This is a genomic window from Halogeometricum pallidum JCM 14848, from assembly GCF_000337095.1.
Taxonomy (GTDB): Archaea; Halobacteriota; Halobacteria; order Halobacteriales; family Haloferacaceae; genus Halogeometricum; species Halogeometricum pallidum.
In genome coordinates, this window is sequence record NZ_AOIV01000042.1 from 74,544 (window position 1) to 97,911 (window position 23,368).

22 protein-coding genes and 1 pseudogene are annotated in these 23,368 nt (G+C 67.9%); 11 read left to right on the top strand and 12 right to left on the bottom strand.

Translation table 11 applies throughout. The features are described from left to right. Positions 1–48: 48 nt before the first annotated feature. Positions 49–348 carry a transcriptional regulator gene (locus C474_RS18380; RefSeq protein ID WP_008389506.1) on the top strand — a complete coding sequence of 100 codons (300 nt, stop codon included), beginning with the start codon at positions 49–51 and terminating at the stop codon, positions 346–348. Between the two features lie 4 nt (positions 349–352). Here the strand turns inward: C474_RS18380 and C474_RS23705 are convergent. The 9 genes and pseudogenes from C474_RS23705 to C474_RS18430 all read right to left on the bottom strand — a co-directional run bounded on the left by C474_RS23705 (position 353) and on the right by C474_RS18430 (position 10,163). Then, positions 353–1,329: pseudogene (locus tag C474_RS23705) on the bottom strand (HNH endonuclease). A gap of 82 nt (positions 1,330–1,411) precedes the next feature. Next, positions 1,412–2,104: a type 1 glutamine amidotransferase domain-containing protein gene (locus C474_RS18395; RefSeq protein ID WP_008389509.1), complete on the bottom strand. Its 693-nt coding sequence runs from the start codon at positions 2,102–2,104 to the stop codon at positions 1,412–1,414. A 141-nt stretch (positions 2,105–2,245) separates the two neighbouring features. Next, on the bottom strand, positions 2,246–3,577 hold the full coding sequence (locus tag C474_RS18400; RefSeq protein WP_008389515.1) for an ABC transporter ATP-binding protein: 1,332 nt from the start codon (positions 3,575–3,577) through the stop codon (positions 2,246–2,248). After that, the gene (locus C474_RS18405; RefSeq protein WP_008389517.1) at positions 3,570–4,775 is read right to left on the bottom strand and encodes an ABC transporter ATP-binding protein; all 1,206 of its coding nucleotides are present in this window, start codon (positions 4,773–4,775) and stop codon (positions 3,570–3,572) included. The genes C474_RS18400 and C474_RS18405 overlap by 8 nt, the downstream gene beginning before the upstream one ends. After that, complete coding sequence (locus C474_RS18410; RefSeq protein ID WP_008389518.1) at positions 4,772–5,959, bottom strand: ABC transporter permease; 1,188 nt, start codon at positions 5,957–5,959, stop codon at positions 4,772–4,774. The genes C474_RS18405 and C474_RS18410 overlap by 4 nt, the downstream gene beginning before the upstream one ends. Beyond that, positions 5,959–6,933, bottom strand: a complete 975-nt coding sequence (locus C474_RS18415) for an ABC transporter permease (RefSeq protein ID WP_008389520.1) — start codon at positions 6,931–6,933, stop codon at positions 5,959–5,961. The genes C474_RS18410 and C474_RS18415 overlap by 1 nt, the downstream gene beginning before the upstream one ends. Positions 6,934–6,996: 63 nt before the next feature. Next, positions 6,997–8,895 (bottom strand): ABC transporter substrate-binding protein, encoded by a 1,899-nt coding sequence (locus tag C474_RS18420; protein WP_008389523.1) that lies wholly within the window; start codon positions 8,893–8,895, stop codon positions 6,997–6,999. A 207-nt stretch (positions 8,896–9,102) separates the two neighbouring features. Further along, positions 9,103–9,669 carry a hypoxanthine/guanine phosphoribosyltransferase gene (gene hpt / locus C474_RS18425; protein WP_008389524.1) on the bottom strand — a complete coding sequence of 189 codons (567 nt, stop codon included), beginning with the start codon at positions 9,667–9,669 and terminating at the stop codon, positions 9,103–9,105. Positions 9,670–9,764: 95 nt separating this feature from the next. After that, positions 9,765–10,163, bottom strand: a complete 399-nt coding sequence (locus C474_RS18430; protein WP_049917175.1) for a hypothetical protein — start codon at positions 10,161–10,163, stop codon at positions 9,765–9,767. Between the two features lie 300 nt (positions 10,164–10,463). Here C474_RS18430 and mbhE point away from each other — a divergent pair, with 300 nt between their 5' ends. The 7 genes from mbhE to mnhG are packed head-to-tail and all read left to right on the top strand — an operon-like array spanning position 10,464 to position 16,804. After that, positions 10,464–12,878 (top strand): hydrogen gas-evolving membrane-bound hydrogenase subunit E, encoded by a 2,415-nt coding sequence (gene mbhE / locus C474_RS18435; RefSeq protein WP_008389527.1) that lies wholly within the window; start codon positions 10,464–10,466, stop codon positions 12,876–12,878. Continuing rightward, entirely contained in the window at positions 12,875–13,378 is a 504-nt protein-coding gene (locus tag C474_RS18440) for an MnhB domain-containing protein (protein WP_008389528.1), read from the top strand. Before mbhE ends, C474_RS18440 begins: the two co-directional genes overlap by 4 nt. Continuing rightward, positions 13,378–13,728 (top strand): sodium:proton antiporter, encoded by a 351-nt coding sequence (locus C474_RS18445; RefSeq protein ID WP_008389530.1) that lies wholly within the window; start codon positions 13,378–13,380, stop codon positions 13,726–13,728. Before C474_RS18440 ends, C474_RS18445 begins: the two co-directional genes overlap by 1 nt. Further along, complete coding sequence (locus tag C474_RS18450; protein WP_008389532.1) at positions 13,725–15,407, top strand: Na+/H+ antiporter subunit D; 1,683 nt, start codon at positions 13,725–13,727, stop codon at positions 15,405–15,407. Before C474_RS18445 ends, C474_RS18450 begins: the two co-directional genes overlap by 4 nt. Further along, complete coding sequence (locus tag C474_RS18455; RefSeq protein WP_008389538.1) at positions 15,404–16,015, top strand: Na+/H+ antiporter subunit E; 612 nt, start codon at positions 15,404–15,406, stop codon at positions 16,013–16,015. Before C474_RS18450 ends, C474_RS18455 begins: the two co-directional genes overlap by 4 nt. Further along, entirely contained in the window at positions 16,005–16,298 is a 294-nt protein-coding gene (locus tag C474_RS18460; protein WP_049917176.1) for a monovalent cation/H+ antiporter complex subunit F, read from the top strand. Before C474_RS18455 ends, C474_RS18460 begins: the two co-directional genes overlap by 11 nt. Next, positions 16,295–16,804 carry a monovalent cation/H(+) antiporter subunit G gene (mnhG, locus tag C474_RS18465; protein WP_008389542.1) on the top strand — a complete coding sequence of 170 codons (510 nt, stop codon included), beginning with the start codon at positions 16,295–16,297 and terminating at the stop codon, positions 16,802–16,804. The genes C474_RS18460 and mnhG overlap by 4 nt, the downstream gene beginning before the upstream one ends. Before the next feature lie 57 nt (positions 16,805–16,861). On the opposite strand, the gene coaBC is transcribed toward mnhG, so the two are convergent. Beyond that, entirely contained in the window at positions 16,862–18,016 is a 1,155-nt protein-coding gene (coaBC, locus tag C474_RS18470) for a bifunctional phosphopantothenoylcysteine decarboxylase/phosphopantothenate--cysteine ligase CoaBC (RefSeq protein WP_008389544.1), read from the bottom strand. 373 nt (positions 18,017–18,389) lie between these two features. On the opposite strand from coaBC, the gene C474_RS18475 reads away from it, so the two are divergent. Beyond that, on the top strand, positions 18,390–19,331 hold the full coding sequence (locus tag C474_RS18475) for an outer membrane protein assembly factor BamB family protein (RefSeq protein WP_008389546.1): 942 nt from the start codon (positions 18,390–18,392) through the stop codon (positions 19,329–19,331). 31 nt (positions 19,332–19,362) lie between these two features. Here the strand turns inward: C474_RS18475 and C474_RS18480 are convergent, their stop codons facing one another. Both C474_RS18480 and C474_RS18485 read right to left on the bottom strand, forming a co-directional pair. Next, positions 19,363–20,259 (bottom strand): FAD-binding protein, encoded by an 897-nt coding sequence (locus C474_RS18480; protein ID WP_008389548.1) that lies wholly within the window; start codon positions 20,257–20,259, stop codon positions 19,363–19,365. A 107-nt stretch (positions 20,260–20,366) separates the two neighbouring features. After that, on the bottom strand, positions 20,367–21,278 hold the full coding sequence (locus C474_RS18485; RefSeq protein ID WP_049917177.1) for a DUF7551 domain-containing protein: 912 nt from the start codon (positions 21,276–21,278) through the stop codon (positions 20,367–20,369). A gap of 97 nt (positions 21,279–21,375) precedes the next feature. On the opposite strand from C474_RS18485, the gene C474_RS18490 reads away from it, so the two are divergent. Continuing rightward, positions 21,376–21,912: a type II toxin-antitoxin system RatA family toxin gene (locus C474_RS18490; protein ID WP_008389551.1), complete on the top strand. Its 537-nt coding sequence runs from the start codon at positions 21,376–21,378 to the stop codon at positions 21,910–21,912. Between the two features lie 115 nt (positions 21,913–22,027). Beyond that, complete coding sequence (gene trkA / locus C474_RS18495; protein WP_008389553.1) at positions 22,028–23,365, top strand: Trk system potassium transporter TrkA; 1,338 nt, start codon at positions 22,028–22,030, stop codon at positions 23,363–23,365. Positions 23,366–23,368 lie beyond the last annotated feature (3 nt).

Consider the following 23,368-nt stretch of genomic DNA (forward strand, 5'->3'; position numbering starts at 1 on the left):
CGCCGACGGGCGGAAGGACTAACCGCTGCGGGCCGCCTACTCCCGGCTATGTCGGAGTCCGACTCGGACGCGACGACGCGGCAGCGAATCACGGACGCCCTGCGGGAGGCGCCGCGGACGGCGAGTGAATTATCGGAGACGGTCGGCATTCCGCGCTCGTCGGCGTACCGCCACCTGAGACACGTCGCCCAGTCGGTCGACTCGGGCGGCGAAGAGCGGTTTCTCGTCGCGCCGCCGGAGTGCCGCGAGTGCGGCTTCTCGGCGTTCGACGACCCCGTGAACTACCCCTCGCGGTGTCCGGACTGTCGGTCCGAGCGCATCGAAGAGGCCGTGTTCAAAATCGAGTGAGCCGCTAAAAGTCGGCTATCTCGCGGTTGTGGTACTCAAGAACGCGCGCGTCGAGCGGGTGGTCCCCGCGGACGAACAGCGTTCCGCCGTCGACGGCGGCGTCGTAGGCGTGCGCGATGCGGTACGAATCCGGGTCGACGGCGACGAGGCCGTAGTCGAAGTCGGCGTGGTGGTTCGGACACAGGACGAGGAGGTTCGACTCGGCGTCGGGGCCGTCGTGCGGTCGTCCGAGCGGTCTGACGTGGTGGCCTTCGGCGTAACCCTCTCCCACCCCCCGTCGCCGCGTCGCACCGCACAGTTGGCACGCGTGGCCGTACCGCTCTTTCAGCGCCCGGACGACCGGCGTGCTCCGAACGACGCGGCTCCGACTCGTCTCGACGCGCTCGGGGGCGTCGAGGTCCANCCCCGTCGCCGCGTCGCACCGCACAGTTGGCACGCGTGGCCGTACCGCTCTTTCAGCGCCCGGACGACCGGCGTGCTCCGAACGACGCGGCTCCGACTCGTCTCGACGCGCTCGGGGGCGTCGAGGTCCGCGGCGGCCTCCGTGCGGTCGATTCGCTCTCGGGTCTCGCTCCGCCGTTGGAGGGTGAACTGGTAGACCGTCCGACCGCCGTGTTCGGCTTCGTCGCAGGCCAAGACGTCCACCTGTCCCTGATACTCCCACGCCGACTCCCCCGCTTCGCGGTGGAAGAAGAATATCGGGAGCGGCGCGTCCGCGGCGTTCTTCAGGTAGCGGTTGCCGCCCGTGAGCGTCTGGTCGCCTCTCTGCCCCTCGCCGACGTACGTGAACTGCCCGCCGGTCACGTCGTCCTCGTACGGTCCGGAATCGGTCGAGAACAGGCGCAGATAGCGCTGGCGTCTGTCGTCGTCGTCGTAGCATATCTCGATACCTCGTCCGGTCATCCGCCGGTCGAACGCCTCTCGCAGTTCGGCGGCTTCGTACGCGGCGCCCGGTTCGAGTTCGAGGTCCGCGAGTCGCACACCGCTCGGTCGCGCTCCGCCGCGAAAAATGTTGGCAGTCGAACCTCTCTGAGACGAGTCGGCGCCGGTCGCGTCGCTCCGCTTACGCCTCGATGCCGAGTTCGTCGAGCAGCGTCTCGGCCGCGGCGTGCGAGGAACCCGGACCGCGCGCGGTTATCAGGTCGCCGTCGACGGTGACGCTCGCGTCCTTATCGAGTTCGGCGTCCCAGACGCCGCCGGCGGCCTTCACCTCGTCTTCGACCCAGTAGGGGAGTTTCCGGCCGTCGGGCATCAGGTCGTTCTCGTCGACGATTCCCTCCTCCCACTCGTTGGGGAAGCCGGTGACCTCGCGGTCCTCGACGAGGAAGCCGCCGTCCGCCTCGCGCGTGAATCCGAGCAGGCCGACGGCGTGGCAGACGACGAGCGCCTTCCCCTCGTCGCCGCCGACGGCGCTCAGCAGGGCCTGTCGGGCGTGGCGGTCCTGGTTGATGTCCCACGCGGTGCCGTGCCCGCCGGGGAACACCACGACGTCGTAGTCCGTCGCGTCCACCGTCGCTATCGGCTCGGGGTTCGCCAGTCGGTCGTCGTTCTCGTGGACCTCCAGTACCGCCTCGGAGGTCTCTTCGCCGACCTCGCCGGGGTCGACCGAGCGCTCGTCGACGACCGGCTTCTCGCCCGTCGGCGTCGCCACGGTGACGTCGACGCCGGCGTCCGAGAGCGTGGTCAGCGGTTCGGTACACTCTTCGCCCCAGTAGCCCGCCTCGCTGACGATAAACAGCGCTGTCGTGTCGGACATTGTGTTCCCCCGTATGGACGCGCGAGGAAAAAGCGACCCGGCCCCGGAAGTCCGACGCGGGGTCCGGCGGGACGGCGAGGGGAGAACAGACGGGTCGGAGAACGGAGAGAATCTCGGCCGCGCGCTCCGAATCGCCTCGCGCTACCGCTCGGCGTTCGCCGGTCGCTCCAGCGCGCGTTCGTCGCGGGCGGTGAGGAAACAGGCCGAGCGGTGACCGTCGCCGTGGTCGACGAACTCGGGGACCGACTCCTCGCACGGGGTGACGAACGCCGCGGCCAGCGTCTCCGCGGCCTCGTCCTCGTTCCCGCTCAGCAATCGGTCGAACGCGTCTCCGAGGCGTCGCTCGGCCGCGGCGTCCGACAGCCGTTCCGGGAGGCCGAAATCCGCTCGAATCTCCCGTTCGACCGCCGCATCCGGCGTCGCCTCGGCGTCCCCGTCGGCCGCGCCGGCCTCGACCGACTCGCGGACCTTCCCGACGTCGACGGCGCCGGCGACCACCTCGTCCCGGAAGTTCAACAGGGAGCGCCAGTGGGACTGTTCGAGGTCGTACTCGTCGGGCTGAATCACGCGGTGACAGCGCGTGTGGAACCGACAGCCGTCGGGCGGGTCGACGGGGCTCGGAACCTTCCCCGTCAGTTCGATCCCCTTTCGACGCTGCCGCGGGTCGGGCGTCGGAATCGCCGAGAGCAGCGCCTCGGTGTAGGGGTGTTGCGGGTTCGCGAACACCTCCTCGGTCTCGCCGATTTCGACGATTTTCCCGAGGTACATGACGGCGACCCTGTCGCAGACGTCCCTGACGACGGACATGTCGTGGCTGATGAACAGCATCGAGAGCCCGTACTCCTCCTGTAAGCGGTCGACGAGCGAGAGAATCTCCGCGCGGACGGAGACGTCGAGCGCGCTCACCGGTTCGTCGGCGATTATCAGGTCCGGATTGAGCACGAGCGCTCGGGCGAGTCCGATGCGCTGTTTCTGCCCGCCGGAGAACTCGTGGGGGTACCGGTCGTAGTCGTCCGCGGAGAGGCCGACGTCCTCCAGTAGGTTCTCGACGATTTTCCGACGTCGCGTTCTGTCGGTCATCCCGTGAACCATCAGCGACTCGGCGACGGAGCTTCCGACCGTCATCCGCGGGTCGAGACTGGAGGAGGGGTCCTGAAATATCATCTGGGCGTTCCGGCGGAACGCCTTCAGGTCCGCCTCGTCGAACCGCGTGACGTCCCGCAGACCCTCCCCCCGGCCGTCGTCGAACAGCACCCGCCCGCCCGTCGGCTCCTCCAACCGGATGAGCGAGGAGGCGGCGGTCGATTTGCCGCACCCGGACTCGCCGACGAGGCCGAGCGTCTCCCCGCGCGCGATGTCGAAGCTGATGCCGTCGACGGCCCGCGCCGCGCCGACCCGCCGCGAGAGGACGCCCTCCGTAATAGGGTAGTGTTTCTCGAGGTTCCGAACCGAGAGGAGCGGTCGCTCAGTCATCGGCGGTCCCTCCCTCCGCCGACGGCTCCTCGTCGGCCGACCCGACGATGACCGACTCGTCGAACCCCTCCCCGTAGTAGACACAGGAGACGCGGTGGCTCTCCGAGAGGGGTATCTCCGGCGGCTGCTCGCCGACGGTGCACTCTTCGACCGCGTACGGACAGCGCGGGGCGAACCGACAGCCGTCGGGCGGGTCCACCGGGTTTGGAAGCGTCCCCTCGATGCCGCCGGCGGCCCGTCCGCCGCCGGGGAGACAGTCGATGAGCGCGCGCGTGTACGGGTGCGAGGGGGTCTCGAATATCTCGTAGACGTCGCCGCGTTCCATCACCTTCCCGGCGTACATGACGACGACGCGGTCGGCGATTTCGGCGACGACGCCGAGGTCGTGCGTGATGAACAGGATTCCCATCCCGTACTCCCGCTGGATGTCGGCGATGAGGTCCAGAATCTGGCTCTGGACGGTCACGTCCAGCGCCGTCGTCGGTTCGTCGGCGATAAGCAGGTCCGGGTTCGTGGCCAGCGCCATCGCGATCATCACGCGCTGTTTCTGCCCGCCGGAGAACTCGTGCGGGTAGTCGTCGAACCGCGTCGCGGCGTTGGCGATGCCGACCCGTTCCAGCAGGTCGACCGCCCGCTCTCTCGCCGCCGCCTTCCCGACGTCTTCGTGGACCTGAATCGCCTCGACGATCTGCCAGCCGACCGTGTAACAGTGGTTGAGCGCGTCCTGCGGGTTCTGGAACACGTGGGTGATGTCGGCCCCCCGGACGCGCCGAAGCGCCGTCTCCGGGGCGCGCGCGAGGTCCACGTAGCCGCGGGTTATCTCGCCGTCCGTTCGCTCCTCGACGACGACGAATCGGTCGTCGTCGCCGACCCGGTCGGCTCCGTCGCGTTCCGGTCGGTCGGCGGCGTCGACCACCCGCTTCGGGAACCGCTCGGCGAACTCGCGGACCCTCTCCACCTCGCCGAACCGAATCGACCCCTCGACGGTCCCCGGCGGCGAGGGGATGAGTCGGGTGACAGACTCGCTGGCGACGGTCTTTCCGCTCCCCGACTCGCCGACGATGCAGACCGTCTCGCCCCGCCGCACGTCGAAGTCGACGCCGTCCACGGCGGTGAGGACGCCGGCGTCGGTGTCGAACGTCGTCGTCAGCCCCTCGACGGACAGCAGCGGTCTGTCCGCGTTTGCGCTCGCGTTCATGACTCCGCCTCCGCGCGCGCCTCGGGATTCAGCGCGTCGAGCAACGCGTCGCCGAGGAAGTTGAACGCGAGGATGGTCAAAAACAGGACGAGCCCCGGCGCTAAGGTGATCCACGGCGCGTAGGAGAGGTGGTCCCGTCCGACGCTGATGAGTTGCCCCCACGACGCGACGCTGGTATCGCCCAATCCGAGGAACGACAACTGCGCCTCGGCTAAGAGGAACGCCGGAATCAGAAGCGTCGCGTCGGTGATGATGCTGCTGGCCGTGTTCGGGATGAGGTGTCGTCGGATGGTGTGGTACGTTCCGGCGCCGCTGAGACGGCTCGCCTTCATGTACTCCTCCTCGCTCTTCGAGAGGGCGTTGCTCCGCACGTACCGCGCGGTACCCTCCCACGAGAACAGCCCGAACAGGAGGACCATCGTGAACAGACCGCCGCCCCAGGTGTAGATGATGAGCAAGTAGAGCACGAGCGTCGGGAACGACTGCTGGATGTCGACGTAGCGCATCAGCACCTCGTCGACCATTCCGCCGGCGTACGCGCTGACGGTGCCGACGCTCGCGCCGATGACGACGGCCATGAGCGTCGCGATGAGCCCGACCTTCATCGATATCTGCATCCCGTACACGATCATCTTGAAGATGTCGCGCCCGTCGGGCGTGGTTCCGAGCGGGTGCTGCCACGTTCCCCGACAGACGCCGGCGGCCCGTTCGCCGACGCACTCGATGACGTAGTTCTGCGGAATCTCCATGAACACCGGCGGCTGGAACTGCCGGAGCAGTTCCGACTCGGGGCTGCTGATGACGAGCGGTCCGAAGACGCCGCCGACGAAGACGACGGCGAGAAAGACGAGACTGGCCACCGCGGGGCGGTTCTTCTTGAACTCCTTCCAGTAGTAGCGCGTCATCCGCTCGTTTCGGTACAGGGGGAGGGCGCCGTAGAACGCGACGAACAGCAGCGAGAGCGCGAGCAGCCAATCGAGCTTCGTCACGTCGTAGCCCCACCCGACGGCGGCGAACGTCGCCGTGCGGTCGGGAACGACGACGTAGTCGTAGAGGAGTAACGCGGCAAGTCCCGCGAGTGACGCGCCGAGGGCGACGAGACTCTTCGTCACCTCCCGCCCGCCGCCGCTGGTTATCTCGTCCCAATCGACCGTGTCGAATCGTGGTGAATCTTCCGTGGCCATTATCTCTCGTCGAAGCTGATTCGCGGGTCCAGTACGGTGTACACGAGGTCCTGCAGGAGGTTGCCGATGGTCGCGACGAACACGAAAAACAGCGACGTGCCGAGCACGACGCTTGTGTCCTGTGCGACGATGGCGCGGAACAGAAGCCGTCCGAGGCCGGGTATCGAAAACACCACCTCGACGAGTATCGACGACCCCGTAAAGAGCGCGAGCAACTGCGCGACCATCGTCGTCGAGAGGGGGACCATCGTCGGTCTGAGGACGTGTCTCGCGTAGATGCGGAACGTCGAGACGCCCTTCGCGCGAGCCGTCTTCACGAAGTCGGCGTTCATGTACTCCGAGGACTCGTTCCGAGAGACGCGCATGATTCCCCCGATAGAGCCGGTCACGAGTACGAACACCGGAACCGCGAGCTGAATCGCGTTCTCGACGCTGAACACCGGCACGTCCGTGTTGTACGTGATGGGAATCCACCCCAACTCCACGCCGAAGATGAGGAGGAGGATGATACCGAAGAAGAAGTTCGGTATCGCGTAGCCGAAGAAGGCGAACCCCGTCGCGAGGTGGTCCTTCCAGGAGTACTGGTTGGCCGAGGAGTACAGTCCGACCAGCGGACCCAGCGTGACGACCAGCAGCGTCCACGGGACGGAGTACTGGACGGTGTAGTACAGGGCCTCGGTCACCGCCTCGGTCACCGGTTGCGCCCTGGAGTCCGACCACCCCCAGTTGAGCGTGTAGATGTTGGTCATGTAGCCGATATACTGCTCGTAGAGCGGTCTATCCAGTCCGCGTAACTGTCGTACCCTGTCCTGCGCTTCGGCGGGGTTGTCACCGGCCATCGCGGCCTGCTGTGCCGCCTGCTGTACTTCCGGGTTCGGCGCCGCGGTGAGCAGTCCCCACGTCACGGACACGATGATGAACGTGACGACGAACGACCACGCGACCCGACGAGCGATGTACCATCCGAGTCCCATATTGTGCGTCTCTCCAAGTGTGTTGAAATGCGTTCGTCTACTGTGCTCGGCGAGCGACCGGGGTCACTCGTCGCGGTACCAAGCCGCGGAGTTCCATCCGCTGAAGAAGTTCTCGGCCGGACCGACGATGTCCGACGAGTAGCCGATGGTGTCTGCGGGGAACGCCAGCATCCCCATCGGCTGGTCTTCGGCGACGCGCTTGAATATCTCCGTGAAGATGGGCTGAATCTCCTCTTGGCTGGTCGCGGCGCGGGCCTCCTGAAATAGCTCTTTGGCGTTCCACGAGGGGTAGTAGCCGTACGGGTTGTACGAGGAGTCCCGCTGGAAGAACACGTCGGCGGTGGTCGGGTTGAGCGGGTACGTGTTCAGCGCGAACACGATGGCCATGTCCCACGGCTTCGCGCCCGTGACCTCGCGCGGACCGGCGTTGTACGGTCCGTTGGACCACTCGTACTGGTCGGGGTTCTCCGGGACCTGCTGTTGCCAGTAGTTGTTGACGAACTGCACGCCGTCGATGGCCTGCAGGTTCACTTGGATGCCGGCGTTGTCGGCGAACTCCTGGGCGATGTACTGACCCATGTTGCGCTCGGTGTTCTGCCCGGCGCTGTGATAGAGGCTCAACTCGACTTGGTTGCCGCTCGGGTCGAGCAACTGGCCGCCGTCGTAGCCGTAGTCGGTGTCGGAGACGGCCTCCCGGATGCGGCTCCGCGCGGCCTCCGGACCGTACAACTCGCCCGTCCCGAACTGCAGTATCTCCTCGTCGCCGGGGTACCACTGCGACCAGGGCGGCTGCCAGGTGTACTGGACCTGCGCGTAGTCGCGGAAGACCCCCCGCACGAGCGACTGCTTGTCGACGGCGCAGCCGAGTCCCTGCCGGAACTTCTGCTTTCGGAAGAGGTTCCCCGGACCGGCGTTCCAGCCGTTGTCGCGCATGTTGTAGACGCAGACCTCGTTGAACGGCTGGGGGACCTGATAGACGTCGACGCCGTCCATCCCGTCGAACTCGGTGACCCGATTCGGCGGCACCGCGGCCGTGTCGGTCTGGCCCGCTTCCAGCGCGCCGAGACGGGCCGACTGCTCTTGGGCCACCTGCACCTCGACCCGGTCGAAGTAGGGGGCGTTGCCGAAGAGGTCCGGCACGTCGTCGGCCTCCCTGAGGTAGTACTCCTCGTTGCGGGTGAACACCAGCCTGCTCGACCGGTTCCACTGTTCGAGCGTGTACGCTCCGAGGTTCCCGCCCTCGGTGTACTGCAGTTCGACGAGTTCCGGGTTGTCTTCGAGGCCCTGCGCGTTCTCCTCTTCGACGAACGGCTGGACGAGCGCCTTCGGGACGGGGTACAGGAGGGGGTCGTACGTCTCGGGGTACAGCGGGTTGACGTTGGGCAGTTCGATCTGGAACTCGTACGTGCCGGTCTGCTCGACGTTCACCTCGCTCGGCCACGAGGAGGCGTCGGCCGTCGCGGCCCACTCGCTCTGGTGAAGCTGCGTTATCTGGTAGACGAAGTCCTCGGCGGTCACCTCGCCGTAGTCGCCGCCGAACTGGAGTCCCTCGCGGAGGCTCGCGACCCACACGTTTCCGCCGTCCGTCGTCAGGTCGTAGAGCTGCGGGAAGAACCGCGTCCCGGGCCGGAACCCGTAGGACAGGTCGAGCGCGAACGACGCCACGTCCGCCGCGCCCTGTTCGTTGTTGTAGAGGGGGTTCATCGTCGCCAGCGGCGAGGAGACGATGGTTCGGTACGTGCCGCCGACCTCGGGGAGTTCGTCGACGGCGGCGTCGGTTCCCTCCGCCGTCCCCAGTTCGGAGCCGTCGGTCGCAGTCGCCGTCGACCCCGTCCCCGTGCTCCCGCCCCCGTCGTCGCCGCTACAGCCGGCCAGTCCGGTCGCGCCCGCCACGCCCAGCGCTTTGAGCCAGGTCCGACGATTGATTCCGTTCCGCTCGTCGTCGCCGCCTCGTTCGTTCATCCGTGACACATCTCAAAAAATGAACAGCGCGTTATCACTCTTCCGGAGGGGAGAGGTAGGAGAACGTTGAACGATTGGACGGGTTGTTGGGCGGTCGCGACCCGAGATAGTGATAGAATACCCGTATCTAACTCTCATCCGTTCGAGTATATAATTATCTTCCGTCCGTGACTGGTCCGACGGAGACGGGAGGTCGGTTCGGAGCGGTCAGTCGTCGCCGTTCTCGTCGACGATGACGACTTCCCCGTCCTCGACGGAGACATTGATGAGCGTCTTGACGTGGTGGTCGGTGTCGTCGAGTTCGTTCGGCCCGGCCTTCTTGATGACGGCGACGGTGTCGACGACGTCCGCGCCCGTGGACTTCAGGGCGTCGAGCACCGCGCACATCGTACCGCCCGTCGAGAGCACGTCGTCGAGGACGAGGACGCGGTCGCCTTCCGACACGTCGTTGATGTACATGTCGTTCTCCGAGTAGCCGGTCTGCTGGCTCAGCGATACCTCACCGTCGAGGCCGTACTGTCGCTTACGGATGACGACGAGGGGGATATCGGTCATCAGCGAGACGGCGGTCGAGATGTGGATGCCCATCGCCGCCGGCGTGACTATCTTGTCGACGTCTTCGAGGTCGGCCTTCCGGATGATCCGAATGACTATCTCGCGGAGGAGGCCGGGTTCGAGCATCGGCACCCCGTCGCTGATGGGGTGGACGAAGTACTCGTAGTCCCCTTTCTCGATTATCGGCGCTTCGAGGAGCGACCGCCGCAACTGGTCCATGTCGCCGGTTCATCGGTTCGGGAATAAAAGGTGGCGGTTCGTCCCCCCGCGTACGGACCGTCCGCACGGGTCGTGCCACCGCGTCCCGCGGCCGCTCAGACGCCGAGCAGTTCCATCGCGGCGCGGACGAGCGGTTCCTCTCGCTGGTCGGGGTGGACCAAGAGCACCATCCCGCGGCCGCCGCAGTACACCTGGAGCAGTTTCCGCCCGTCGAGCCTCCCCGACTTGTACTCGACCTGCTTCTGCGTCGGGCGCAGGCCCGCGAACAGACCGTGACGGACGAACTCCTCCCGCATCTCCTCGGCCAGATCGGAGATGGTCGCGACGAGCGACGCCCGGTCATCGTACGACGCCGAGAGCGCGTCGCTCACGTGAAAGAGGTCGAACGACGTCGCGCCGTAGACGGCGACGAGATCTATCGGCTCGTCGGCCGCCCGGCGCAACGTCTCCATCGCCACGTCGCGGTTCGGACCAGGCCAGTTCGCACTTTTCATCTGGGCGGGGTTACGTATCATCCGCACACGCCTCCGTCCCGACGCGGGAGTCTCCCATCCCCCGAATCCACGCCTGGAACATTCATACTCCATTAGATAAACACGATATCTTATAAAACTTTAGGTGAAAGTTCACTAAGGTAGAAAGATACGTTTCGTAACCTATCCCAACGTCCGTGCGGAAGTTCGGGTCGACGGTGCGCGGGACTCCGTTTTCGGGGGGAGCTACGGGACACCACGGTTCGAAACGTACACCGAGGTTTGACAACACCTAAGTCCAGTCTCCCGATAGATGCACGCGTGCAACCGACACCGGAGGTTGTCCTCGCCGTAGTCTTCCTGCCGTTTGTCGCCGCAGCGCTCACCCCGGCGGTGTTTCGGGTTCTCGGAGAGCGAACCGCGTACTTCGCGGCGGCGACGGCGCTGGTCTGCTTCGGACTGGTCACCCAGTTGTCATTGGCGGGGGCGCATGGAACCGTCTCCTACGAATGGATACCCTCACTCGGGGTTTCGCTGGCGTTCTACGTCGACGGATTGGCGCTCCTCATCGCCTTCCTCGCCAGCGGCGTCGGAGTGCTCATCTTGACGTACTCCGGCGGCTACATGCACGGCGAACCGGGTCAGGCGAAGTACTACGCGACGCTGTTGGCGTTCCTAGGATCGATGCTCGGCGTCGCCCTCGCCAGCGACCTCATCTCGCTGTTCGTGTTCTGGGAGTTGACGAGTCTGTCGTCGTTCCTCCTCATCGGCCACTACACCAGCGAATCCGCCTCCAAGTACGCCGCGCGGAAGTCGATGCTCATCACCGTCTCCGGCGGCCTGTTCATGCTCGTCGGCTTCCTTCTCCTCGTCTGGGCGTCCGGACAGGCCCTCCCGGAGTCGACGTACAGCCTCGTCGTCCTCCTGGAGAACGCCGACGCCATCCGGGAGGCGCTGACCGCGAGCGGACTGCTCGTCCCCGCCCTCGTCCTCGTCGGCCTCGGCGCGGCCACGAAGTCCGCGCAGGTGCCCTTCCACATTTGGCTGCCGAACGCGATGGAGGCGCCCACGCCCGTCTCGGCGTTCCTCCACTCGGCGACGATGGTGAAAGCCGGCGTCTACCTGGTCGGTCGGCTCCGACCGCTGTTCCTCTCCGAAGAGGCGCCCCTGCTCGGGGAGTGGACGCTCCTGTTCGCTATCCTCGGCCTCGCGACGATGACCGTCGCCGCGATTCTGGCGGTGTCGTCGACCGACATCAAGGAACTGCTCGCGTACTCCACCGCTTCCCACCTCGGACTCATCGTCGCGTCGTTCGGCTTCGCCAACGAGTACGGCGCGGAGGCGGGCGCCTTCCACATCCTGAACCACGCGTCGTTCAAGGCCGCGCTGTTCCTCGTCGCCGGCATCGTCGCCCACGAGGCGGGGACCCGGCAGATATCGAAGTTGAGCGGCCTGCGGAAACACCTCCCCGTGACGGCGGCCATCGCCACCGTCGCGTCGCTGTCGATGGCGGGTATCCCGCCGTTCAACGGCTTCTACTCGAAGGAGCTGCTGTTCGAGGCGGCGTGGTACGCCGGTAAGGAGATCGGCGGCCTCGGCTACCTCTTCCCGGTCGTCGCCGTCTTCGGGAGCGTGTTCACGTTCCTCTACTCGGTGAAGTTCGCCTCGCTGTTCTTCGGCGAGGAGAACGACAACCTCGGCCACGTCCACTCGCCGCCGGCGACGATGCTCGTCCCGCCGGCGATTCTGGGGCTGTTGGTGCTCGGAATCAGCGCCTCGGCGACGCTCGGACTCGGCCCGGAGACGCCCATCAACGCGTTCGTCGGCCACGTCTACGGCAGCGTCTCCCCCGGCGACCCGCACGGCTTCTCCGTGCACTTCCCGACGGAACTGTCCCCGTACGCGGCGATGAGCGCGGTAACGATTCTCGTCGGCGCGGCGCTGTTCCCGTTCTACGACCGCCTGCACGACGGCATCAACGCGCTCCTGCGCGGGCCGGTGCGGGCGAACTGGTGGTACGACGGCGCCGTCGAGGGGCTCTCGGCGACGAGCGTTCGAACCATCCCCTCCGTCCAGAACGGCCTGCTCCGCACGTACGCGACGTGGGCGCTGGCGAGCGTCACGGTGCTCGCACTCGGCGGCTACGCCGCCGCCGGCGTGTCACTGCCCGCCTTCGAGGGCTTCGCCATCACGCTGCCCATCTTCCTCGTCCTCCTCGTGGCCGTCGTCGGGGCCGTCGCGGTGGACATCGCCCCGTCGCACGTGGCCGGCGTCCTCACGCTCTCCATCCTCGGGTTCATGGTCGCCATCTTCTACATCCTCGCGGACGCGCCGGACCTCGCCTTGACCCAACTGGTCGTCGAGACGCTGGTGCTCGTCATCTTCCTGCTCGTCTTGAACCGCCTGCCGGCGTTCTACGGCGAGGTGAACCGCTCGCGGGCGGCGCGGGACGCCGTCCTCGCTCTGGCCGTCGGCGCGACGGTGTTCGTCACCGTCCTCGTCACCACCGCCGCCTCGCCCGCAGAGCCCATCGCGGGCTTCTTAGCGGAGAACGCGGGCGTCCCGGCCGAGCACCCCCCCTTCTTCACGAACGCCGGCGGCGGCGGCAACATCGTCAACGTCATCCTTGTGGACTTCCGGGCGTTCGACACGATGGGCGAGATATCCGTCGTCGCGATGACCGCCCTGGCCATCCTGACGCTCATCCGCATGCGCGAACGGGGTGAGACGCAGTGAGCGGACGCGAACTCGACAACCGACCGTACGACTACGAGGGCGACCGGCGAACGACGGTCATCTCGCGGACGGTCACGCGAATCGTCGTCCCGCTCATCCTCCTTACCGCCGTCAGCCTCCTGCTTCAGGGGCACAACCTGCCCGGCGGAGGCTTCATCGGCGCCGTCCTCACGGCGGCGGCGTTCGTCCTCATCTACGTCATCTTCGGACTGGAGTACGTCCAGACGGACGTGCTCCGGATGTCGCCCGACGGGGACGGTCACAGCCCCGTCGGGGCGTACCGCTGGCTGTTCGGCGGCGGCCTCGCGCTGGCCGTGCTCAGCGGGCTGACCCCCATCCTGTTCGGCTACGAGTTCCTCACGCAGGGGGTGTGGTTCTTCAAGCACGTCCCGCTGTACGAGGAGTTCGAGGTGGCGAGCGCGTTCTTCTTCGACCTCGGCGTGTACGCCACCGTCGTCGGCGCGCTTCTCACCGTCGCCGCGGAGGTGGGGACGGAATGATGGGAGGACAGCCGCAGTTCGTCCTCGCCGCCGTCCTCGGCGTCCTGTTCGCCCTCGGGACGTACCTCGTCCTTCGGCGGGACGTGGTCCGCGTCGTCTGGGGCATCACCATCATCAGCCAGTCCGCGAACGTCTACCTCGTCACGATGGGCGGACTGTCCGGATTCGCGCCCATCACCGGCCACGGCGGGTCCGCGGAGTCGGTCACCGACCCCCTCGTGCAGGCGCTCGTCCTCACGGCCATCGTCATCGGCTTCGGGACGACGGCGCTGGCGCTCGTGCTAACGTACCGCGTCTACGAGGAACACGGAACCATCGACATGTACGAACTCGGAGGTCACGGCGAATGAGCACCGTCGTCATCGCGCCGCTGTTGGTCGCCCTCGTGACGGCCATCGCGACGCTCGTGACGCGAACGAACCTGACGGTCCAGCGGGCGGTCAGCCTGCTCGGCGGCGTGGGCTACCTCGCCGCCGCGGCGCTTCTGTTCCGTAGCGTCGTCCTCCCCCTGGGCTCGGCCGGCCGGACGATAGTGTATCAGGTGTCCGGCTGGCAGGCGCCGTTCGGCATCGTCCTCGTCGCCGACCCGCTGTCGGCGTTCATGGTCGGGTTCGCCTCCCTCGTCTCGCTCGGAGCGCTCGCGTACTCCGTCCTCTACGTCGACGCCTACGGGCAGAAGCTCTCTTATCACACGCTGTATCACTTCATGGTGGTCGGCGTCACGGGGTCGTTCCTCACTGGGGACATCTTCAACCTGTTCGTCTGGTTCGAGGTGATGCTCATGTCGAGCTACATCCTCGTGCTCTTCTACTCCGGCCCCGAGCACACCCGCGCGGCGCTGAACTACGTCGTCTTGAACCTCCTCGGTAGCGCGGTGATGCTGCTCGCCATCGGCGGCCTGTACGCGACGACGGGGACGCTGAACATGGCGGACCTCGCGCAGCGACTCGCCGACGGCTCGAACGTCGCCGTCACCCCGGTTCTCGGCCTCTCGGCCGTCCTCTTCTCGGTGTTCGCGCTGAAGGCCGGCCTCGTCCCGTTCCAGTTCTGGGTGCCGGCGGCGTATCGCGCCGCCCCCGCGCCGGTGACGGCGATGCTCGCGGGCGTCGTGAAGAAGGTGGGCGTGTACGCCATCGTCCGCCTGTACTTCACGGTGTTCGCCGCCGCGAGCCTCCCCGTCTCGCTCCCGTTCGTCTCGGGCGACTCGGTGCTCGCGTTCTTCGGCCCCGTGATGTTCCTGATGGCCACCGCGAGCATCGTCCTCGGCGGCGTCGGCGCCGTCGGGAGAACGGACCTCGACGAACTGCTGGCGTACTCCTCCATCAGTCAGGTCGGCTTCATCCTCCTGCCGCTTGCGGTGGCGGCGACGGCCGAGAGCGCGGCGGTTCGGACGCTGGGCGTCGCCGCGACGCTCGTCTACGCGTTCAACCACGCCCTCGCGAAGAGCCTGCTGTTCCTCGCGTCCGGGACGGTGCAGGAGGCGGTCGGCACGGCGCGCTTCGACCAACTCGGCGGCCTCGCCCGCCGCGCGCCGATTCTGGCCACGGGCTTCCTGCTCGGCGCCCTGACGCTCATCGGCGTCCCGCCGCTGTCGGGCTTCTTCGGCAAACTGCTCGTCTTCCAGACGGCCGCCGGCGCGTTCTCCGGAAGCGCCGCCGGCGCGGGCGCGGCGCTTGCCGTCGCCCTCGCCGGCGCGGTGCTCACTATCGCCTACTACACGCGGGCGTGGAACGACGCCTTCTGGGGGGCGCCCGGCCCCGCCGTGGAGGCGTCGCTGCCGGGTCGCTGGTCCGGTCCGGTCGAGATAGGGGCCGAGGAGGGCGAGGGGACGACCGGTTCGGACGACTTCGCGCTCACCGGGCAGGTGACCGTCGTGCTCGTCCTCGCCCTCGCAGCGGTCGGGTTCGGAATCGGATTCGACGCGCTGTACGCCTCGGCGACGGCGGCGGCGCGGGCGGCCCTCGACACGCAGGGGTACGTCGACGCCGTTCTCGGGTCGGCCGCCGCCCTCGCGGGGGTGGTCGGATGACTCGACGCTGGCCGCTGACGGGGGCGCTGCTCGCCGTTCTCTGGATATTCGTCCGCGGGGTCGAACTCGACCCCCGGGCGCTCGTCGGGGAACTCCTCATCGGCCTCGTCGTCGGGATGCTCATCGCGTACTTCCTGCGCGGGTTCTACACCCCGACGCTCGGCCCCGTGCGGGCGTTCAAGGTCGCGCCGTACGCGGGGCTGTACCTGCTGGTGTTCCTGAAGGAACTCGTGACCGCTAACTGGGACGTCGCCAAGCGCGTCCTCGCGCCCTCGATGCCCATCGACCCCGGCGTCATCGAGGTTCCGCTCCGGGTCCGCACCGCCGCCGCCATCACGACCATCGCCAACAGCATCACCCTCACGCCGGGAACGCTCACCATGGACTACAACGCGCAGACGAACACGCTCTACGTGCACAGCCTCGACGGCTCCGACCCCGACGCGCTGTTGGAGCCCATTCGAACGTGGGAGGACTACGCCCTCGTCATCTTCGACGAGGAGCTGAAACCGGGCGACCCGGTTCCCCAACTGGAGACCGACGGCGGCGACGGCGACGGCGCCGTCGAACGCGCCGACCCCGCGGGGGGTGACGACGGTGGCGACTGAGACGCTGCACGGACTGCTCGGCGCCGTCGTCTTCGCCGCCCTCGTCGTTTCGGCGGCGCTGACGCTCCTCGTCAGCTACCGGGTCATCAAGGGGCCCACGGTGCCCGACCGCGTCGTCGCCCTCGACACTATCGGCACGAACGTCGTGGCCATCGCCGTGCTGTACTCGATGCTGACGTGGCAGGGCTACTTCATCGACGTGAGCGTCGTCCTCGCCATCATCGGGTTCATCAGCACGGTTACCGTGGCGCGGTACGTCACGGAGGGGGACATCATCGAATGATTCCGACGCCACCCGCGCCGGACGCCCTCTCGCTCGCGTCGGCGCTCGCCCGACCGATTCCGCTGGCCGCCGAGGGCGGCGAGGCGACGCACTCCGTCGGGCCGATCCAGACGGCGCTCCTGATCGTCCTCTTAGTCGTCGGGACGTTCTTCCTCGTCGTCGGGACCGTCGGTCTCCTCCGCCTGCCGAACGTCTACAACCGGATGCACGCCACCTCGAAGGCGACGACGCTCGGGGCGGCGAGCATCGCGCTCGCGGGGTTCGTCTTCTACGGCCCCGGCGGCGACGGACTGATGTCGCTCGTCATCGTCGTGTTCCTGTTCCTCACGGCGCCGACGGGCGCACACATGATTTCGCGCGCCGCCCAGCGCATGGGCATCGACTTCCTCGAAGAGGTGTCGTGGCCCGCGCCGCCGCCGGACCCGCCGGAGGACGCCCGGCCCGACGACTCGACGGCCGGTCCGAACTCGGAGGACGACGGAAGCGCGGCGCCGAGCGACGACTGACTCCGCTTCGCTTCTCTCCGCTCTTCTCTCTTTCATTCCGCTCTCCGCTCCCCGCTCTCACGCCAGTTCCGCGGCCAACTCGTCTGCGACGCGCGCGCCCAAGTCGGCCTTCGACCCCGAGAACACCGCGACGTCGTCGGCGCGGACGAACAGCGCTCGCGTCGCCTCTTCGCCCATCACGGCGGCGTCGTTGGCGACGACGAACGCCAGTCCGGCGCGGTCGAGAATCCGCCGCGCCGCCGCCACCATCGCCTCGTCGTCGCCGGACGTCTCGGCCTTGAACCCGACGACGGGGAGGTCGGGGCGGGCCTCGCGCACGCTGTCGATGAGTTTCGGCGTCGGTTCGAGGTCGAGCGTCCGCGGTTCGCCCGAACGGAGTTTCTCCGCCGCCGCCTCGACGGTGTAATCGGAGATGGCCGCCGCGGAGACGAGGGCGTCGGCGTCCGCCACCGAATCTCGAACGCCCTCGAGCATCTCAGCGCCCGTCTCGACGCGGACCGTCTCGGCGTACGGCGCGTCCGCGCCGTTCTGCACCAGCGTCACGTCCGCGCCGCGGACGTAACAGGCGCGGGCCACCTCCCGGCCCGTCTTCCCCGAGGCGCGGTTCGTCAGCACGCGCACGGGGTCGACGGGTTCGGCCGTCGCGCCCGCGGTGACGACGACTCGTTTCCCCGCAAGCGTCTGCTCGGCCGTCGCGCGGGCCACGTCGGTGACGATGGCCTCCTCGGTCGCTATCTTCGCCTTCCCCTCCTCGACCCTCGGGTCGACGAAGCGGACGCCCCACGACTCGATGCGGTCGATGGCGTCCAACACGCCGGGGTGGTCGTACATCGGTTCGTGCATCGCGGGGGCGACGACGACGGGCACGCCCGCGCCGAGAGCCGTCGTCGCGCACGTCGTCACGGGGGTGTCGTCCACCGCACTCGCTATCTTCCCGACGGTGTTCGCCGTCGCCGGCGCCAGCAAGAGCACGTCCGCCCACCCGTCGCGGCCGCAGAGTTCGACGTGTTCGACGCGGCCCGTTATCTCGGTCACCACGTCGTTCCCGGTGGCGAACTCGACGGCCCACGGGTGGACGATACCCCGCGCGCTCTCGGTCATCACGCCGCGGACCGACGCCCCCCGACGCCGGAGTTCGTGGGCCAACTCGACCACCTTCACCGCGGCGATACTCCCCGAGACGCCGAGGACGACGTTCACGCCTTCTAACATGGTCGTGAGATTCGAGACGGGCGGAGTAAAACCGTCCGGTCGGTTCCTCGTGACCGAGAGAAGACTGATAGCATCGGTCGCACACAACCGAACGATGCCCTCCAGACGTGATGTACTCCGACTCGCAGCCGTCGCCGCCGCGAGTGGTCTCGCGGGCTGCACCGGGAGCGACTTCGACGCACCGGAGACGCCAACGGGTGAGTGGCACACCGCTCGCCGCGACGTACGGAACACGGCCTGCGCGCCGGAGGCAACACCGCCCGAATCCAAGCCCGGGCGACGCTGGTCTCGGGCGTTTCAGACAGGTCCCCCCGTCGAGCTCCTTGCCTCGGCCGACTCGCTCTATGCGGTCCGAGCGAACGGGACGACTGTCGTGAGCCGAGACGACGGCGCGTGGAAGTGGGGAACCTACGGGAGAGACCAGACGCCCGCCGCCGGCCTCCCACGGGCGGCGGCGCTCGCACCCGACTCGCTCTACACGGCTGACGGACGATACGCTCGCGCGTTCGACCGCGACGGGACGTTCCGGTGGCAGACTGCCTACCCGGAGAACTCCGGAGGAGAAGCGCGAATATACGGCGTGCTTCCGACCGGCGACGGCGTCCTCCTCGGGGGGCATGGCCGCCTCTCGGTGTTCGACTCGAACGGCGACTATCAGTGGACGTTCGCCGACACCGGCGGGTCGGGGGCGACGTATCCCGCACTCGCCGCTGACGAACTGTACGTCGCCGGACCGGGACCGCTACTGTCGCTTTCGCCCCGGTCGTCCCCCGAATCACTGCTCGGCCGACCCCCGTCGACCGAGTGGGTGTCGGACGCACCCGGTGGTCCGACCTGGCCGGTCGTCACCGACGAGTACGTCGTCCTCGGAGATACCGACCGGGCGGGAGGCGGGCGAACGCGCGGGAACCTGCACGTCTACCGTCGCGACGGCACGCACGTCCGCTCGATATCGAGCGATGGGGGCCATTCACACCTCGCGGTGGCGTCCGACCAGTCGGCCGTCCTCTACGGAACTGGCGTCTTCGGCGACGTTGAGGGGACCGTCACCGCGCTCGACCTCTCCTCGGGCGAGACCCGCTGGACTCGGGAGGACCTGTCCGTGGCCGAGTGGGGTACCTCGCTCGTCGTCGCGGGAGACACCTGTCTGTTCGCCGAAGCGACCGACGGACACTCCGCACGAGTCCACGCGTTGGACGTGGCGACGGGTGAGACACGGTGGGTGCTGGCGACGGAGCGAACGCCCGAGGCGCTCATCGTTGCCGGGTCGCAGGTGTACCTCGCCACGGCGGGCGGACTCGTCGCCTACGAGTGAGCGGTTCGCTCTCGACGCCGTCCCTCCTCTCTTACTCGTCCACTCGCCCGCGTTCGTCCTCGACCAGGCTCGGATGCGTCCGCTGGGGTCCGGGGTGGGGGTCGGCGAAGAAGTCGGTCATCACCTCGCGGGACTCGGCCTCGCGGCGTTCTCGTTCCTCGGCGTCTATCTCCTCACACCCCGNGGGTCCGGGGTGGGGGTCGGCGAAGAAGTCGGTCATCACCTCGCGGGACTCGGCCTCGCGGCGTTCTCGTTCCTCGGCGTCTATCTCCTCACACCCCGGCGGCACCTCGCGCCCGCGGTCGGTGAAGTAGCCCTCCGGGGCGACCCAGTCGTGGTAGTAGGCGGCGTCGCTGTCGTGGACGACCGTCAGACCGACCTCGGCGCCGTGGCCGGCCGAGACGACCGCTTGGTGGTACTTCTCGGCGAGTCGGCCGGCGGCGTAGACGCCTTCGACCGAGGCGCGGCCCCGTTCGTCCACGTCGACGTAGCGCTTGCTCCCGGCCTCGCGGGTGGTCACGTTCAGGTCGTCGAGGTAGTCGGCGTCGGACCACGACGCGGCGACGACGGCAGAGGTCCGGACCGTCTCGACGGCGTCCTCCGCCTCCACCTCGGCGACGAACCGCACGCCCGCCTCGCCGTCCTCCTCGACGCGTCCGACCGAGACGACGCGCCCCTCGCGCCGCCGGACGCTATTGCGGTCCGCCTGCTCGCGGAGCAGGTCGCCGAACAGTCGGGCGTTCACGCCGGCCGGGAAGCCGGGGAGGTTCTCCAGGTGGGCGTTGCGGTTCAAGATGCTCTCGCCGTCGTTGACGACGAGCGTGTCGAGTCCGGCGCGGGCGGTGAAGGTCGCGGCGGTGAGGCCGGCGACACCGCCGCCCACCACGAGGACGTCGGTCGGACCGTGCGCGTGTTCGTCTCGCTGCATAAACGGGGTACCGCGCTGGCGAGAATGAGTCCGTCGGTTCCGGCGACGACGCGGCGAGGAGAGAGCGGTTCGGAGTCGGGGTGGAGTCGGGGCGGACGCGCCGGCGACTACAGTCGGTAGTCGGTCTCGTTCAACCGCCCCTCGTCGGCCGCGTCGAGGCTGACGAGGCCGGCGGGGTCGTCTGCGTTCGAGTCCGAGAGGTCGACCGCCTCGACGCGGAGCCGCCACCGGCGGTCCGCCAGTGGCGTCGCCTCGGTGAACGCGACGGGGCGATCGGGGAGTCGACGCACGAGGTCGACCGCTATCGGCAGCGTCGGAAGTCGACCGGTCCGTTCGGCGAGGGCGTAGTCGGCGAACGTCGCCTCCCACGCGTCGCCGCCGGCGCACGCCGCCACGTCGTAGCCGTCGAGGAACGACGCCTCGTCGAGCCGCGCGAGCGTCCGCTCTAAGGCCGACCCGACCGTCGGTGCGGGTCGCGTCGCGCCGCGGGTCGTCCCGCCGAACAGTTCCGCTGCGGCGTCGACGACGGTCCGTTGGTCGGCGGCGTCGAGTCCGATGTCCAGTTCGTTCATCGCGCTCCACAGCATCGCGAGACAGAAGTCGTCGCGGTCTTCGACCACTTCCGCCAGCGTCAGGTACGTCTCCATCGCGGCGGACTCGGCGGCTCGAAAGCCCGTCTCCGAAAGCGCCTCGAACACCGCGCCGGAGACGTCGTGACAGAAGGCGACGTAGCGCAGTCGAACGTCGGAATCGGCGTTCGACCGGGGGGCGGGCGGACCGGCGGCGTCGCGGACGATTAGGTGATGTCGCGGCGCCTCCGGGTCGTACCGCCGGAGCGCGGAGTGATACTCGTCGGCCATATCGGCCGCGCGCTCGGCGTCCTCGCGGCTGTCGAAACGCTCGCCCGCCAGCGGAACGGGTTCGCGCGCCGTACGCGCACAGACCACGGCGTACGGTCCCGTCGGCGCGGACAGTCCGCTCACGTGCGATCGAATATCTCTAAGGGTCCCACCCACCATCTCGACTCGACAGTTCGTTGTCAGAGCTATCAACGTTGTGGTTCCGCCGCGGGCGTTTCCCACAAGGCTTTGTTCGCAGCCTCCGAACCCCGAAGTCGTGGACGAAATCGTCGTCAGCACCGTCGTCTACCTGCCGCCCGAGGAGGTGTACGACTTTCTCGCCGACTTCCCTCGGTACGTACACTACTCCGAACACCTCACCGACGTGACCCGTCGGACGGGTGACGGCGAGGCGGGGACGCGGTACGCGATGCGCTTCTCATGGTGGAAACTCAACTACACGGCCGTCTCGGAGGTGACGGAACTGCACCCCCCCGACCGGATCGACTGGCGAATCGTCAAGGACCTCCGCGCGCACGGACACTGGCACGTCGAGGAGTTGGACGAACTCCCCGACCGCGCGCCCGCGGACGCGGAGACCGCCTGTCGCGTCATCTTCGAGGTCACCTACGACGCCGACTCCGCCGACGAGAGCACGCTCAACCTCCCGCGGTTCGTCTCGTTCGGGTGGGTCATCGACAAGCTGAAACCCGCCTTAGAGAAGGAGGCCGAACGCGTCGTCTCCCGCATCGTCGAGGACCTCGAAGGCCGTCGCCGCCCCGTCGAACTGACCGTCGACCGGCGGAAGGGCTGAGCGAATCGGGGTGCATCGGCCCGGAGGCGCGCACTCTCCGGCCGGCGGATGTCGAAAGAAGAATACCGGCTCGGTCGAAACCCTTCACAGAGATGGTACTCGGAGGGAGCGACGGGTGCGCGTAGTTATCGTCGGCGCCGGACAGGTCGGGTCGAGCATCGCGGCCGACCTCGCCGACGTGCACGAGGTCGTCATCATCGACTCGGACGCCGAACTCGTCGAGGACCTGAACTACTCGCACGACGTGTTAGCCATCGCCGGCGACGGCACGGCCGTCTCGACGCTCGAAGAGGCGGGCATCGACGACGCCGGGATGGTCATCGCCTCGACGGACGACGACGAGACGAACATCGTCGTCTGCTCGACGGCGAAGGCCATCAGCGACGCGTTCACCATCGCCCGCGTGAAGAACACCGAGTACCTGCGGACGTGGCAGCGCTCGAAGAAGGCGTTCGGCATCGATTTCATGGTGTGTACGAACCTGCTCGCCGCGGAGTCCATCGTGCGCATCATCGGCCTCCCGGCCGCGCGGGACGTGGACCCCTTCGCCGGCGGGCAGGTGCAGATGGCGGAGTTCGAGGTGGCCGAGAACAGCCCCGTCTCGAACGTCACCATCCGCGAGGCCGACCGCTTCGAGGCGCTGACGTTCGCCGCCATCCTGCGGAACGGCACCGTCGAGATACCCCGCGGGGAGACGGTCATCCAACCGAACGACCGCGTCGTCGTCATCGGCACGCCGAAGAGCGTCCAGGAGTTCGCGCGGTCGGTCGCCCCGGACGAGTCGCCGGGGACGGCCGAGGAGGTGGTCATCGTCGGCGGGTCCGAAGTCGGCTACCACGTCGCCCGACTGCTCGAAGAGCGCGGGTTCCGCCCGCGCCTCATCGAACGCGACCCCGAACGGGCGCGGAGGCTCGCCGAGGAACTACCCGGAACCGTCGTGATGGAGTCTGACGCCACGGACATGGAGTTCCTCGAACGCGAGCACGTCGGCGACGCCGACCTCGTAGTGGCCGCTCTCGAATCCGACGAGAAGAACCTCCTCGTCTCGCTTCTCGCCGCCCGGTTGGGCGTCGAACGCACCGTCGCCGTCATCGACACCACCGACTACGTCGACCTGTTCGAGGCCGTCGGCGTCGACGTGGGCGTGAGTCCCCGCGAAGTCGTCGCGGAGGAGATAACGCGGTTCACCCGCGAGGGCGGCGCGGAGAACGTCGCGCTCATCGAGTCCGACAAGGCCGAGGTGCTCGAAATCGAGGTCGACGACGCGAGCGTCCTCGCCGGCCGCGAGATACGCGAGTCCATCAAGCGACTCCCCGACGGCGTCGTCGTCGGCGCCATCACGCGCAACCGGGAGTTCATCACCCCACGCGGGGACACCGTCGTCGAGGCTGGCGACCACGTCGTCCTCTTCGTCGACGCCGCCGTCGTCAACGAGGTGACCCCCAGACTGTGAGCC